This window comes from Neorhizobium sp. USDA 3394 (genome assembly GCF_056280385.1).
Genome location: NZ_JBWCDU010000001.1, coordinates 2,875,194 through 2,888,266, shown reverse-complemented (window position 1 = coordinate 2,888,266; position 13,073 = coordinate 2,875,194). Strand labels below are relative to the sequence as shown.

The 13,073-nt window shown below is 63.4% G+C and carries 12 protein-coding genes and 1 pseudogene; 9 read left to right on the top strand and 4 right to left on the bottom strand.

Annotated elements, in window-relative coordinates:
- Positions 1 to 74: 74 nt before the first annotated feature.
- The 4 genes and pseudogenes from ACZ9EJ_RS14310 to ACZ9EJ_RS14295 form a co-directional block, all read right to left on the bottom strand.
- Positions 75 to 1,052 (bottom strand): Bug family tripartite tricarboxylate transporter substrate binding protein, encoded by a 978-nt coding sequence (locus ACZ9EJ_RS14310; RefSeq protein WP_052764635.1) that lies wholly within the window; start codon positions 1,050 to 1,052, stop codon positions 75 to 77.
- Between the two features lie 331 nt (positions 1,053 to 1,383).
- Positions 1,384 to 1,902, bottom strand: a complete 519-nt coding sequence (locus tag ACZ9EJ_RS14305) for a cupin (protein WP_046641069.1) — start codon at positions 1,900 to 1,902, stop codon at positions 1,384 to 1,386.
- A 25-nt stretch (positions 1,903 to 1,927) separates the two neighbouring features.
- Positions 1,928 to 2,222 (bottom strand): annotated as a pseudogene (locus ACZ9EJ_RS14300) (DUF3175 domain-containing protein).
- Between the two features lie 62 nt (positions 2,223 to 2,284).
- Positions 2,285 to 3,277, bottom strand: coding sequence for a LacI family DNA-binding transcriptional regulator (locus ACZ9EJ_RS14295; protein WP_046632747.1), 993 nt, complete (start codon positions 3,275 to 3,277; stop codon positions 2,285 to 2,287).
- A gap of 217 nt (positions 3,278 to 3,494) precedes the next feature.
- Between ACZ9EJ_RS14295 and ACZ9EJ_RS14290 the strand changes: the two genes are divergently transcribed.
- The 9 genes from ACZ9EJ_RS14290 (at position 3,495) to ACZ9EJ_RS14250 (ending at position 13,065) form a co-directional block, all read left to right on the top strand.
- Positions 3,495 to 4,283, top strand: coding sequence for a 6-phosphogluconolactonase (locus ACZ9EJ_RS14290; protein ID WP_370649809.1), 789 nt, complete (start codon positions 3,495 to 3,497; stop codon positions 4,281 to 4,283).
- Positions 4,276 to 5,055, top strand: a complete 780-nt coding sequence (locus ACZ9EJ_RS14285; RefSeq protein ID WP_080955770.1) for a sugar isomerase domain-containing protein — start codon at positions 4,276 to 4,278, stop codon at positions 5,053 to 5,055. Before ACZ9EJ_RS14290 ends, ACZ9EJ_RS14285 begins: the two co-directional genes overlap by 8 nt.
- A gap of 2 nt (positions 5,056 to 5,057) precedes the next feature.
- A complete protein-coding gene (locus ACZ9EJ_RS14280; protein WP_046641068.1) occupies positions 5,058 to 6,197 on the top strand; it encodes an N-acetylglucosamine-6-phosphate deacetylase in 1,140 nt (379 codons plus the stop codon).
- On the top strand, positions 6,194 to 7,465 hold the full coding sequence (locus ACZ9EJ_RS14275) for a neutral/alkaline non-lysosomal ceramidase N-terminal domain-containing protein (RefSeq protein ID WP_046641067.1): 1,272 nt from the start codon (positions 6,194 to 6,196) through the stop codon (positions 7,463 to 7,465). Before ACZ9EJ_RS14280 ends, ACZ9EJ_RS14275 begins: the two co-directional genes overlap by 4 nt.
- A gap of 88 nt (positions 7,466 to 7,553) precedes the next feature.
- Positions 7,554 to 8,861 (top strand): extracellular solute-binding protein, encoded by a 1,308-nt coding sequence (locus tag ACZ9EJ_RS14270; RefSeq protein ID WP_046632740.1) that lies wholly within the window; start codon positions 7,554 to 7,556, stop codon positions 8,859 to 8,861.
- Positions 8,862 to 8,980: 119 nt separating this feature from the next.
- Positions 8,981 to 9,868, top strand: coding sequence for a carbohydrate ABC transporter permease (locus ACZ9EJ_RS14265; RefSeq protein ID WP_046632738.1), 888 nt, complete (start codon positions 8,981 to 8,983; stop codon positions 9,866 to 9,868).
- Complete coding sequence (locus ACZ9EJ_RS14260; RefSeq protein WP_251089422.1) at positions 9,865 to 10,758, top strand: carbohydrate ABC transporter permease; 894 nt, start codon at positions 9,865 to 9,867, stop codon at positions 10,756 to 10,758. The genes ACZ9EJ_RS14265 and ACZ9EJ_RS14260 overlap by 4 nt, the downstream gene beginning before the upstream one ends.
- A gap of 2 nt (positions 10,759 to 10,760) precedes the next feature.
- Positions 10,761 to 11,993: an AGE family epimerase/isomerase gene (locus ACZ9EJ_RS14255; protein ID WP_251089421.1), complete on the top strand. Its 1,233-nt coding sequence runs from the start codon at positions 10,761 to 10,763 to the stop codon at positions 11,991 to 11,993.
- A 4-nt stretch (positions 11,994 to 11,997) separates the two neighbouring features.
- A complete protein-coding gene (locus tag ACZ9EJ_RS14250) occupies positions 11,998 to 13,065 on the top strand; it encodes an ABC transporter ATP-binding protein (protein ID WP_046641066.1) in 1,068 nt (355 codons plus the stop codon).
- Positions 13,066 to 13,073 lie beyond the last annotated feature (8 nt).

The following is a 13,073-nucleotide window of genomic DNA, read 5'->3' as shown; positions in this document are numbered from 1 at the left end:
ATTCCGGCACGCTGAAACGGAAAAGGCCGGAGATCCCCCTCCAGCCTTTCCGATCCGGTCATGCCTCTGGAAGCTTACTGCTTTTCGATCTTGCCGATCTTGGCCCACTCTTCCCAGCGCTTGGTGTCCATCGTCGCGTAATCGAGTGTCGCCTTCGGGCTGTCGAGCGTCATCGGCTCGCCGCCATTGGTGCCGACGAACTTGCGGGCCTCGTCGCTGGTGGTGACCTGCGTCATCACCTTGTGCATCTTGTCGAGAATATCCTTCGGTGTACCCTTGGGCGCGGCGAGAACCCACCAGATGCGCACGTCGACATTCGGCACGCCTTCTTCCGCGAAAGTCGGGATGTCCGGGACCGAGGAAATGCGCTTCGCCGTGCTGACGGCCAGCACGCGCAGCGTTCCGTCCCGCGAGCGGGCCAGGCCGAAGACCGGATCGCCGACCATGTAATCGATCGCGCCGCTTGCAAAGTCATTGAGCGAGTCGGCGCTCGTCTTGTAACGCACCTGAAGCGTGTCCGGCACGCCTGTATTGGCCTTGTACATTTCGGCCAGGATGACGGACGGGAAGTTCGACGTGGCGTAGGAACCCTTGGCACCCTTTTCCTTCATCGCCTTGGTCAGGTCGGAAATCTTCTGGTAGGGCGACTTGGCGTTGACCAGCATCATGAACGCCTGGCTGAACACCGGCGCGACATAGTCGAAGTCCTTGAGCGGATCATAGGGCGGGGCGTTGAAGACGTAGGGCGCGGCGGTGAACTGGTCGGCCGAACCGATCAGCATCGTATAGCCGTCCGGTTTCGCGTTCTTGAGCGCGACGACCGAAAGGCTTCCGAGGCCGCCCGGCTTGTTGTCGACGATCACAGTCTGCTTGAGCTGCTCTTCGAGTTTTTTGGCGAAGAAGCGGGCATAGACGTCCGCGCCGCTGCCGGCCGGGAAACCGGCGATCAGCGTGATCTGCCGGGTCGGGTAATCGTCTGCGGCGGTGGCAGTGCCGCCCGGAATATAGGCTGAAAACACCAGCGCCAGGGCGCTTGCTAGAAATCGCTTCACTGCACTCTCCTCCTAGAGTTCAGTCCGGCACCTCGCGGGCGAGCCGGAGTGTGATGTGACGCGAACAGTCTCCTCCTCTTCGCGCCGTGATATAAGGAAGCCATACATTTTGGAGGCCGTCAAACGTTGCGCCGACGTGAAAGCACCCTCGAGCCGAAATCTAATGGCTCCAAGGGCCGCGCTTATGCTGCAACGTTGCAATGCTTGTTTTGTGGGCGAATTCCGGCACGAAACGGCGATATTCCGTCACCGGGAACGCCGGGGTAACAGGCAGGCTCGTCATCATTGAAGCATGCCCGACATGCAGATCGCATGAAGGAAAACTGAAAGATCAGCGCCGAGACCATGCGCGAAGAAGAGTGCCGTCGGCCCCTTCCACGGGATCGGTCTTTGGAAGTGGCAGGCTTGCGATTGTGTCGAGCTGCGCCTGGTTCGCCGGCCCGGTCTGGATATCCGCGTCCTGTCCGGGCGGGTAGGCGCCGACCACCAGGAAATCCCGGCTCGCATCGATCCGCCTGTGGCCGGTGCCGGCCGGCAGGATCAGGCAGTCTCCGGCATGAACGCTCAGTTCGGCGCCGCCCGGTCCGCCGATCAGCAACCGCGCCCGGCCGCCTGCGATCCCGAGCACCTCGTGGGCGCCGGTGTGATAGTGCTGATAGTCGAAGACGCCGTTGCGCCAGATGCCCTGCCAGCCATTCGCCTGGAACCGTTCTTCGAATTTCGGCGCCATCTCGCCTTCAGCCGGGATGGCGTTACGATAGATCAGCACCGGCAGATCGGGATTGTTCGGCACCCAGTCGCTGAATTCGAAGAGAATGGTTTCGATGGTGACATCGGCGGCGGAGGTCATGCTGTCGAGGCTTGGCGGGGTGATTTTAATGCTTCGGTTCACGGCCGAAATCCTTGCGAAGCTCATCCTTGGCCTTCTCCAGCGTGGCGCGGCGCGATTTCGCGCGATTTCGAAAGCTGGTCGCCGGCGCGGTTGATGTAGAAATTCAGCATCGACATGGCCGACTGGAACGGGCTCGACTTGCGGCGATGACTGGCTTCGGCGGAATGCTTGAGGGAGTCGGCGATCTTCTTCGGGCTGCGCGATTTGAACACGCCGTCCCTCAGGTCCATCGCGTCGCTGTGCTCGGTCACGTCCTGCGACCATTTTTTCTTCGGCATGCAAACCTCCCGTGGAAAAGTTGGGTCTCCATCCAACCCGCCCCCGACGGCAAGGTTCCCGTTTATCGTGCCGCGGTCGTCGTATTGCGGACCACGAGATGCGTTTCCAGCACGTAGCGCACGTCGCGGATGGCGCGAGACTGCAGCATGTCGAGGAGCAGCGAGACGGCCACCCGGCCGGCCTCCGTCGAGCGGTTGGAGACCGAGGTGAGGGCCGGATAGGTGACGGCGCCGAGCACGTCGTCGCAGCCAATCAGGCTGAAATCTGACGGCACGGAGACCCGCTTTTCGGAAAGCCCGGCGAGCACGCCTTGGGCCGTAAGGTCATCGAACGCGACCGCTGCCGTGGCGCCTGTGGCAAGGATCGCGCTCACCGCGTTGCGACCGGAATTGTAGCTCGCCAGCACGGCCGGCACGGTTTCGACCACGATGCCTAGCCCCGATGCCGCGGCCTTGATGGCGGTACGGCGCTGTTTGTTCGACCAGGAATTCGACGGGCCGCTGACATAGACGATCCGGCGATGTCCGAGCTTGGCGAGATGTTCGACGGCTTGCCGGACGCCCGATCCGCTGTCGATCAGCACCCGGGGAATGCCGTCGATATCGCGGTTGATCAAGACCAGCGGCAACTGGCCCGCATGGGCGCGGATGCGCTCGTCCGAGAGACGCGAGGAGGCGAGCACCAGCCCTTCCACCTGGCCCGCGAACCGGCCGACCAGCTTGTCCTCCTGCTTCGGGTTCTCCTCGGTATTGCCGAGGAAGATGCAGAAATCGGAACGATCCGCTTCGAGCTGGGCCGCCTGGATCAGCGGCGGGAAGAACGGGTTGGCGATATCGGGCACGATCAGCCCGACATTGCCGTGCCGCCCGGTGCTGAGCGCCCGCGCCGTATGGTTCGGCACGTAGCCGAGCGCCTCTGCTGCCTTCATGATGCGGGTCACGGTTTCCGGGGAGAGCATGTCCGGCCGCGTGAAGGCGCGCGACACGCTGGAACGCGCAACGCCTGCCGCATCGGCGACCTGGCTGATGGTGACGCCCTTGGTTCGCTTGATCATGAAAGTTGAGAACTCGCCCGTTTGGCCTGGCACTTAGCATGAAGTCCGCGGCGCTATCAATTCTGCCCGCAATTCGACTTGCAGACTGACATTCATCCACTTGACATGCAACCGGTTGCATGGAATTCTTTCGCTAACAAAAGAGGGGCCGGCAATGAGTGCGGCGACGCGTCGCCGCTGCCGTGGGCTTCCCTCCCAGATGACATGGAGACCGCGTTTGAAGCTCGCCACCGCCCATCGTCCTTCGCCGGAAACGCGGCGGACTTTCGACCGCCTCTCGGCCGAAAGCTTTGCAACACGGGCCGAGATGGGCGCCGCCGCAGCCGCCGATATTGCTGCCGCCTTGGTCGCGCGCCTAGCCAGCCAGGCCAATGTCCGGATGATCTTTGCCGCCGCCCCCAGCCAGGCCGACATGCTGAAGGCGCTCTGCGCCGTGCCGGGCATCGACTGGAGCCGCGTCACCGCCTTCCACATGGATGAATATATCGGCCTGTCGCCGTCCTCGCCGGCGCGGTTCGTCAACTGGCTGGATGAGCATGTGTTCGCCAAGCTGCCATTCGCCGCCGTGCACCGCATCACCCCTGAGCCGGATGCGAGCGCCGAGGTGCGCCGTTATTCCGACCTGCTGAACGAGGCGCCGATCGATTTCGTCTGCCTCGGCATCGGCGTCAACGGCCATATCGCCTTCAACGACCCGCCGGTCGCGGATTTCAACGATCCGCTGGACGTCAAGATCGTCGAACTGGACGATATCTGCCGCCAGCAGCAGGTCGATGACGACTGTTTTTCAGATCTTGCGTCCGTGCCCCACGAGGCCATCACGCTCACGGTGCCGCGCTTGCTGCGCGCCGACCGGCTGTTCTGCGTCGTGCCCGGTGCCGTCAAGCGCGACGCCGTTTCGAAAACGCTTTACGGCCCGCTGACCACCGAATGCCCGGCCAGCGTCCTGCGCTTCCACGCCGCCTGCACCCTCTATATCGACAAGGATTCCGACCCCGATGCCTGAGACCCCCGTCATCGATGCGGATGCGCTCTGCGAAGGTTATTTCGCCTCGACTCAAGGCTTGATGCGCCGGGTCCTGGAAGAGGAAAAGGCCCCGCTCGATCAGGCGGCGTCAAAACTCGCCGACCAGATCGCCGCCGACCGGCTGGTGCATATCTATGGCCCCGGCGGCCATTCCAATCTCGCCTCGCAGGAAGTCTTCTTCCGTGCCGGCGGCCTGATGCATATCAGCGCCATTCTCGACGAAGGCACGCTTCTGTCGAACGGCGCGCTCCGCTCCATGGCGATCGAGCGCACGCCGGGTTACGGCAAGGTGGTGATATCAAACCAGCGGCTCGGCGACACCGACCTGCTGATCCTCGTCAATGCCTACGGCATCAATGCCGCGCTGATCGATGCGGCGCTGGAAGCCAAACGCCGCGGCGCCTTCCTGATCGGCGTCAGCTCCCGCGAACACGCCTCGAAAACCTCGCCGGACCATCCGGCCCGTCATCCGACCAGGCAGAACCTGCATGACCTCGTCGATATCGCCATCGACTGCAAGGTGCCGATCGGCGATGCGGTGGTGAAGGTCCCCGGCATGGGCGAAAACATCGCGGCAATCTCCACCTTCGCCAACGCCTTCACGCTGAACTGCCTGGTGATCCGCACGGTGGCGAAGCTTGTCGAACGGGGGATAGAGCCGCCGGTCTGGCGCAGCGGCAATGCGCCGGGAGGCGACGAGGCGAACGGCCGTTTCATCGCCAATTTCCAAGGCCGGGTGAGGGCGCTCTGACCATGGTCGTCGACGGTATCGATCCCCGCACCGGCAAAGGTATCGCGATCGAAATCGCCGACGGCGCGATTGCCGCCATTCGTCCCGCGGAAAACACCAGCCCGCGTTATCTCTCCGCCGGCCTGATCGACCTGCAGGTCAACGGCTATCGCGGCTTCGACCTGAACAATGGCGGGGTCACCGCCAACATCCTCCTTTCGCTCTGCGAGGAATTGCTGGGCGTCGGCGTGACCACCTGGCTGCCGACCATCATCACCGCCTCCGAGACTTCCATCCTTCAGGCGCTCGCCGATATCGCAAGAATCCGCGCCGGCCACCGACTGATCGCCGAAATGGTGCCGGGCATCCATGTCGAAGGCCCTTCGATCTCGGACAAGGACGGCCCGCGCGGCGCCCATCCGCTGGCGCATGTCCGCCCGCCGTCGATCGCTGAATTCGACCGCTGGCAGGAGGCTTCTGGCAATCTGGTTACGATGGTGACGATCGCGCCGGAACATGAAGGCAGCGTCGATTATATCCGCGCTCTCACGGCCCGTGGTGTCCACGTGGCGCTCGGCCACACAGCCGCAGCGCCGGAGGAAATCCATGCGGCGGCGGAGGCCGGCGCGGTCCTCTCCACCCATCTCGGCAACGGTGCCGCCGCCATGCTGCCCCGCCACCCGAATTTCATCTGGGCGCAGCTTGCCGACGACCGGCTGACGGCGAGCTTTATCGCCGACGGCTGGCACCTGCCGGCCGATACGTTCAAGGCCATGCTGCGCGCCAAGGGTTTGGATCGGGCAATCCTCGTCTCCGACATGGTGGCACTCGCCGGCATGCCGGCCGGCGTCTACGACCAGCCGGTCGGCGGCCGCGTCGAGGTCTCTTCCGAAGGTCGGATCAGCGTTGCCGGCACGCCCTATCTCGCCGGTGCCAGCCTGCCGCTGTCCGCCAATGTCGCGATCGCATCGCAGATGGCGGGCCTTCCGCTTGCCGATGCGCTTCTGCTCGCAACCCGCAATCCCGGCCGCTTCGTCGGCGGGCGCGGCCTGCTGGAAGTCGGTGCCCGTGCCGATCTCATCCGTTTCGAATGGTCGGAAGGCGCGCGCGAACTGAAGGTCAGAGAATCCTGGATCCATGGCGAGAAGGCGTTCTGCGCATGATCCGGGCCGGAGCCGCCATCGTCGATATCACCCCGCCGCCCGGCCTTGCGATGTCCGGATTTGCGGCCCGCACCCTGCCGGCCAAGGGTGCCCATGATGCCCTGACGGTCCGTGCCGTGGTGGTCGGCGAGACGGCGGTCGTCGTCGCCGACGTCATCGGCATCGATGCCGCGACGAGCGTCCGAATTCGCGAACGTTGCGTCCTGCCGGCAGAGAACGTCGTGGTCGCAGCACTCCACAATCACGGCGGCCCGGTCTCCATGGCCGGCCGGCTCAGCATCGCAGCCGATCCGGCCTATCTGGAGCGGCTGGAAGATGCCTGCGTCGCCGCCATCGACAAGGCCGCCACCATGCGCCGGCCGGCGACGGTTACTGTGGGGCAGGGAAGTGATCCGGGGATTGCGCGCAATCGGCGCCATCCCGGCGGACCCGTGGACACTTCCCTGCCACTCCTTCGCATCCGCGCTGCGGATGGCAGCATGATCGCCCTCGTAACCGCCTATGCCTGCCATCCGGTGGTGCTGGCGGCCGACAATCTCCTCTGGACGGCCGATTATCCCCATTTCGTGCGGCAGGCGCTGGAAGAAGCCCATCCCGGCGCGGTCGCCCTGTTCATGACCGGCTGCGTCGGCGACGCCAATACCGGCCATTCCGCTCATGCCTCGATCTCGCTTGCCGCAAACCCCGATCGCAGCTTTGCTGCCGCTGAAAGCATCGGCCGCAAGATCGCCGAGGCAGCGCTCGGCGCTGCGGAATGGCCGGTTTCAGGCACCGTACATGCCCGCAACGGCACCGTCAGCCTCGCCTTCGAACGCAGAGAGACGGAGGCACCCGAAATTCTCGAAAAGCGCTGGCGGGAGGAAGCCCTGAGCGCCGATCCCGCCCGCAAAAACCTGCTCGGCTACTGGGCCGATTGGGCACGCGACATCGCGCCGCTTAAACCGGAACCGCTCGCCGAACGCGTCACCGTGCTCGATTGGGGCGGCGTGCCGATCGTGGCGTTGCCGGGCGAGATCTTTGCGGAGACGGCGCTGACCATCCGTACGAGCCTTGGCGCGGACAAGCCGGCCTTCGTCATCGGTTTTGCCGACGACAATCCCGGCTACATCCCGCCCGCCAGCGAATTCCAGTTCGGCGGTTACGAGGTGGACGAAGCGCATCGCTATTACGGCCTGGCCGCGACCTTCGCGCCGGGCTCGGCCGAAGCGCTCGCGGCCTGCGCCATCGAACTCGCGAAAGCCACCTACAGGGAAAGCGGGGCCGCATGAACCGACCGCCTACCACAAACGATCCGATGCTTGACACGCAACCGGTTGCATGAGAGCTTTTTGTTAACAACAACAAGGGAACAGGGACATGAAAAACAGATCAGCAAAGACCAGGATTTCGACCCGTGCGCTGCTTGTGAGCGCGGCATTCGGCGCCGCACTTCTCTCCGGCGCCTCCACCGTTTCGGCCGAAACGCTGACGGTCTGGAGCGGTTATCCGGAAATGGCGCCGTTCTACGAACATGTCGCGAAGGGCATGAAGGCCGCCTATCCGAAGCTCGAGGTGAAGGTCGAGGCGATCGCCCTTCGCGAGCATGAAAAGCGCGTCGCGCTCGGCCTCACCGGCGGCCAGGACGGCACGACGGTCATCGAGCTATCCGGCTCGACCGCCACCCGTTACCTTGAAAACGACCTTCTGCCGGAAGCGCCGGCCGATATCGCGACCTTCGTCAAGGACCCGAAGAACTTCGACAAGTTCTTCAGCGATACCGCAGGCAAGGGCGGCAAGATCTACGGCGTGCCGCTCTTCCGCGGCCAGGGTGCGCTCTACTACAACACCGAGATGTTCAAGGCTGCCGGCCTGACCGCCCCGCCAAAGACCATGGAGGAATATTCCACCTATGCCGAGAAACTGACCAAGCGCGACGCATCCGGCAAGGCGACCGTCTCCGGCTGGAGCATGCGTCTCTCGGGCGGCGGCCAGGGCATTGCGGAAAAATTCTGGATCAACATGCATCAATATGGCGGCGCGATCCTCGCTCCCGCAGGCGACGGAAAGTGGAAGCCCAATTTCGCCAATGAGGCTGGCCGCAAGGCGCTGAAACAGTATCTCACCAACATCTTCACCACCAAGACGGTTACCCCGGAAATGCCGGCTGACGCCGATGCCTTCGAGCGTGGTCAGACTGCCATGTTCATCCGCGAATCCTGGGTGATCGGCGATATCGCCAAGAAGGCACCGGATCTGAAATACGCCACCGCGCCGCTGCCGAAGGGTTCCATCGCCCTGCCCACCAACCTCTACGTCGCCGGCAAGGGCGCCGATGCCAAGGTCGGTTGGGAATTCGCCAAGGCTGCCAATTCGCCGGAAAACCTCGTCTGGCTGCTCCAGAACGTCGGCTGGCTGCCGAACCGTTCGGGTGTCGATTATTCGGCCGTGACGTCCAAGCAACCGGCGTTTGCCGCCTTCGTCGATTATCCGAAGGGCTACGAGTTCTTCACGCTGCCGTCGATCGGCCCGATCGAAGAGATCCTGACCCGCGTTGCCGCCCAGCTCGTCGCCGCCTTCGGCGACGCCTCGCTTGCCGGCGACGATGCCAAGATCGACGCGTTCCTCAAGAAGGCTAGCGACGAAGTGAACACCATCCTTACCCGCGAAGGCCTGGCTGCGAAATAATCGCCGCCACCACTCGCCATTCGCATGGGCCCGGAGCATCATTGCTCCGGGCACTTAAAACGGGGATCCTGGGTCCGACCCGCGCCGCGGCCGAACCTGCTGTCTACAGGCCAAACTTTATGCTGAAGCGCAAAAGATGGATTTTTGCGATCCTTGCGATTTTGCCGACCCTGGCAATCTTTGCCTATGTCCGGCTTTATCCGATCGCCGACACGCTGAGGCTCAGCCTTTTCAAGTGGGACATCCTGTCGAAGAACAAGCCCTTCGTCGGCCTCGCCAATTTTCGCGAGCTGATGGGCGACCACCTGTTCCTCGACGCCCTGGTCAATACCACGATCATCGCCTTCGGCGTGCTGATCCTGACCATCCCGATGGCGCTGATCATCGCCGCGCTGATCTTTCACCGCACCCGCTCGCGGATGGCCGGTTTTTACGAGACCGCGATCTTCATCCCGCATGTCGTGTCGCTGGTTCCCGCCGCCATGGCCTGGAAATGGATCTTTGACGCCCGGCTCGGGCCGCTGAATGCGCTCCTGACCTTTTTCGGCATCCCGGCGCAATCCTGGCTGTTCGATCCGGTCCTGTCGGTCATCTGCATCATCGTGCTCTGCTCCTGGCAGGCGCTGGGTTATGCGGTGCTGATCTATATCGTCGGCTTCAAGAACCTGCCGGTCTCTCTTTATGAAGCGGCCAAGCTCGACGGCGCCTCCGGCCCGCAGAGCTTCTGGTACCTGTCGATCCCGATGCTGAAGCCGATCACCCTCTACGTCTCGGTCGTGACGCTCGTCTCCGGCTTCAACGTCTATGCCCAGGCCTTCGTGCTGGCATCCGATGCGCAAGGCGCGCCCGGACGGCAGGTGCGGGTGCTGGTTCTCGACATGCTGGAAAACAGCTTTCGCAATTACCGCGTCGGTTACGCGGCGTCCGAGGCCGTGGTGCTTCTGGTCATCGTTCTCGCGCTGACGCTCATCCAGTTCTCGATGCTGCGGGAAAGGGGCAAGGCATGACGACCAATTCCGTGAACTATATCGAGCCCACCACCGAAGAGCTTTCCGAGGGCGTGCGCCTGCGCCGCAAGAAGCGCGCAATCAACTTCGCGATCGACGTCTTCCTCATCGTCGTCTCTATCCTGATGCTCCTGCCGCTGGTCTTCCTGGTGGCGAACGCCTTCAAGACGCCGGCGGAAATGCTGAGCTGGCCGCCGACCATCATCCCGCGCGACCCGACGCTCGCCAATTTTTCCGCCGTGCTCGGCGAAACGCCGCTTCTGCGCTGGATCGGCAACAGCATCGCCTTTGCCGTCATGTCGACGATCGCGATCGTCGCTACCTCGGCGATCGCCGGCTACATCTTCGGAAAATTCCGCTTCCGGACGATGAACATCCTCTTCGCGCTCTTCCTCGCAACCGCCATCGTGCCGTTCGAGGTCTACATGATCCCGCTCTATTTCCAGGCAAAAAGCCTCGGCATCCTCAATTCCGTCTGGGGCCTGCTGCTCGGTTATCTGGTGATGAGTTTCGGCATCTTCCTGATCCGCCAGAACGTCATTCACTCGATCCCCGACGAACTGCTGGAAGCGGCCCGCATCGACGGCGCCGGCGAGTTCTGGATCTTCCTGCACATCGTCCTGCCGCTCTTGCGCGGCGCGCTCGGCGCGCTCGCCGTGCTCGCCTTCTTCCAGGCCTGGACCGCTTTCGCGTGGCCGATGATCGTCGCGACGACCCGCACCAGTTACACGATCGAAGTGGGCCTGGCGCTGTTCCAGACCGGCTTCACCGTCGATCTCGGCCGCCTCAGCGCCGCCTCCGCCACGGTCCTCATTCCATCTATCCTCCTCTTCGTCATCCTGCGCCGCAATTTCGTGCAGGGCGTCGCCAGCACCGGCCTCAAGGAGTGACGATGGCGATGGATTTCTTCGCGGAAGCCCGCACCACCTATGCCGCAGCTAATGCCGGCACACTCTATTGGATGCTGCAGCGGCCGATGCTCGGCGGCGGGTTTTTGAACACCAAACAGAACAGCCTGACGCTGAAGGATTATGGTGTGGAAGACGGCGTTCGCGGCCCGGATTACACCTATGGCTGGATCCAGGGGCGGGGGCTGGAAGCGGTCGTCGCCCATGCCGAGTTCTTCGGAGCGGAACTGCCGCCCCTGGCCGAAAAGCTCGATGCCGCCGGCCGCCGCCTCTATACCCTCCTGGCGGCGCTCCAGAAGCCGGATGGCCATGCCTATTTCTGCTATGACCGCGACATGCGGGCCGTCTACGCCGATCAGGCGAACGTGGTCCAGACCCAGGAAAAGCCGGCCCTCATCTACACCTATTCCGACGCCTTCGTGGCCAAGGGGCTGGTGGCCGCGGCAAGCCGCTACGGCCTGCCGGATATTGCCGACCATCTCGCCTATTTCGACCGGGTGATCGCCGCAATCGAAACCGGCCGTTTCCAGATGGACGAACGCCGGCCACTTTCGCTCGACAGCCTCGCCGAGCAGGTGGACGATTTCGGCCCACGGATGATCCTGCTCGGTGCCGCAGGTTTGCTGAAGCGCTTCGGCCACACGGTGCATCTCGCCTTTGCCGACCGCTTCATCGCCCATGTCATCGACAGGCATTACGACGCCGCGACCGGCCTGCTCCGCAACGTGCCCGGCGAAGACAGCTGCAATGTCGGCCACGGCATCGAGTTCGTCGGCTTCGCGCTCGACTATCTCGACGACACCGCCGATCCGGCACTGATCGACAAACTGGAACGCATCCTCGTTTCGTCTTTCGACAAGGGCTTCGTCGGTCCGGGCATCACACTCACGGTGTCCATCAAGACCGGTGAGGCACAGAGCCCCTATTGCCCGTGGTGGTCGCTGCCGGAAACCATCCGATCGGCAGCTCTCGCCCACGAGCGCACCGGCAGCCCCGAGAGCCTCGGCGTCTGGAAGACCGCGCATGCGGCCTTCTTCGAGCGCTACTGGCGCGGCACGCCGCCGATCGCCTACCAGACCATGACCAAGGACGGCCCCGTCGATTTCGTACCCGCCACGCCGGATCTCGATCCCGGCTACCACACCGGCCTCAGCCTGCTCGCAGCCATTCACGCCGCAGACCGGCTGAAGCCCCAAACCCGAACAGTTTCAGGATAAATACATGGCTTCCGTTGAAATCCAGAACGTCCGCAAGGCCTATGGCGACGTCGAGACCATCAAGGGCGTGTCCGTCGATGTGCCGGATGGCGCCTTCGTCGTCCTCGTCGGCCCCTCCGGCTGCGGCAAGTCCACGCTGCTGCGGATGATCGCCGGGCTCGAAGACATTTCCGGCGGCACGATCCGCATCGACGGCCGCGTCATCAACGAGGTCGAACCGAAGAACCGCGACATCGCCATGGTCTTCCAGAACTATGCGCTCTACCCGCATATGACGATCGCCGAGAACATGGGCTTTTCCCTGCGGCTCGCCAAAAAATCCAAGGAGGAGATCGCCGAGCGGGTCAACGATGCCGCGCGTATCCTCGGATTGACCGATTACCTCAAGCGTTACCCGAAACAGCTCTCCGGCGGCCAGCGCCAGCGTGTCGCCATGGGCCGGGCCATCGTCCGTAACCCCAAGGTCTTCCTGTTCGACGAACCGCTCTCCAACCTCGATGCCAAGCTGCGCGTGCAGATGCGCGCCGAGCTGAAGGACATCCACGCCCGCATTAAGACGACCACCGTCTACGTCACCCACGACCAGATCGAGGCGATGACCATGGCGGACCGGATTGTGGTGATGCGGGATGGTATCGTCGAGCAGGTCGGCGCGCCGCTGGAGCTCTACGACAAGCCGGTCAACACCTTCGTCGCCAGCTTCATCGGTTCACCTTCGATGAATTTCCTCTCCGGCAAGGTGGCCGAGGATCGTAAGTCCGTGCTGACTGAAAACGGCGTTCGCCTGCCGCTCGGACCCGAGGCTTCCGTCCTGGTGGGTACCGCGGTCACCTATGGCATCCGACCGGAACATCTCGCCATCGCCTCCGGGAACGAGGGCATTCCGATGACCGTGTCGAATATCGAGCCGACCGGTTCGGAAACCTTCGTGCAGGGCACCGTCGACGGCCAGAAGTTCTCGGCGCAGCTGCGCGAGCGGCTTTTCATAAAAACCGGCGAGGTACTCAATCTGGCGCTTGCACCCACCAACAGCCATATCTTCGATGCCGCAACCGGCATGCGGCTCGGCTGACAAGCATA

Excerpts from the sequence above, each read along its gene's own strand:
- ACZ9EJ_RS14295 (WP_046632747.1), bottom strand. The coding sequence starts at position 3,277 with ATGATCAAGCGAACCAAGGGCGTCACCATCAGCCAGGTCGCCGATGCG.
- ACZ9EJ_RS14250 (WP_046641066.1), top strand. The coding sequence starts at position 11,998 with ATGGCTTCCGTTGAAATCCAGAACGTCCGCAAGGCCTATGGCGACGTC.
- ACZ9EJ_RS14280 (WP_046641068.1), top strand. The coding sequence starts at position 5,058 with ATGGTCGTCGACGGTATCGATCCCCGCACCGGCAAAGGTATCGCGATC.
- ACZ9EJ_RS14265 (WP_046632738.1), top strand. The coding sequence starts at position 8,981 with ATGCTGAAGCGCAAAAGATGGATTTTTGCGATCCTTGCGATTTTGCCG.
- ACZ9EJ_RS14275 (WP_046641067.1), top strand. The coding sequence starts at position 6,194 with ATGATCCGGGCCGGAGCCGCCATCGTCGATATCACCCCGCCGCCCGGC.
- ACZ9EJ_RS14260 (WP_251089422.1), top strand. The coding sequence starts at position 9,865 with ATGACGACCAATTCCGTGAACTATATCGAGCCCACCACCGAAGAGCTT.
- ACZ9EJ_RS14305 (WP_046641069.1), bottom strand. The coding sequence starts at position 1,902 with ATGACCTCCGCCGCCGATGTCACCATCGAAACCATTCTCTTCGAATTC.
- ACZ9EJ_RS14285 (WP_080955770.1), top strand. The coding sequence starts at position 4,276 with ATGCCTGAGACCCCCGTCATCGATGCGGATGCGCTCTGCGAAGGTTAT.
- ACZ9EJ_RS14270 (WP_046632740.1), top strand. The coding sequence starts at position 7,554 with ATGAAAAACAGATCAGCAAAGACCAGGATTTCGACCCGTGCGCTGCTT.
- ACZ9EJ_RS14255 (WP_251089421.1), top strand. The coding sequence starts at position 10,761 with ATGGCGATGGATTTCTTCGCGGAAGCCCGCACCACCTATGCCGCAGCT.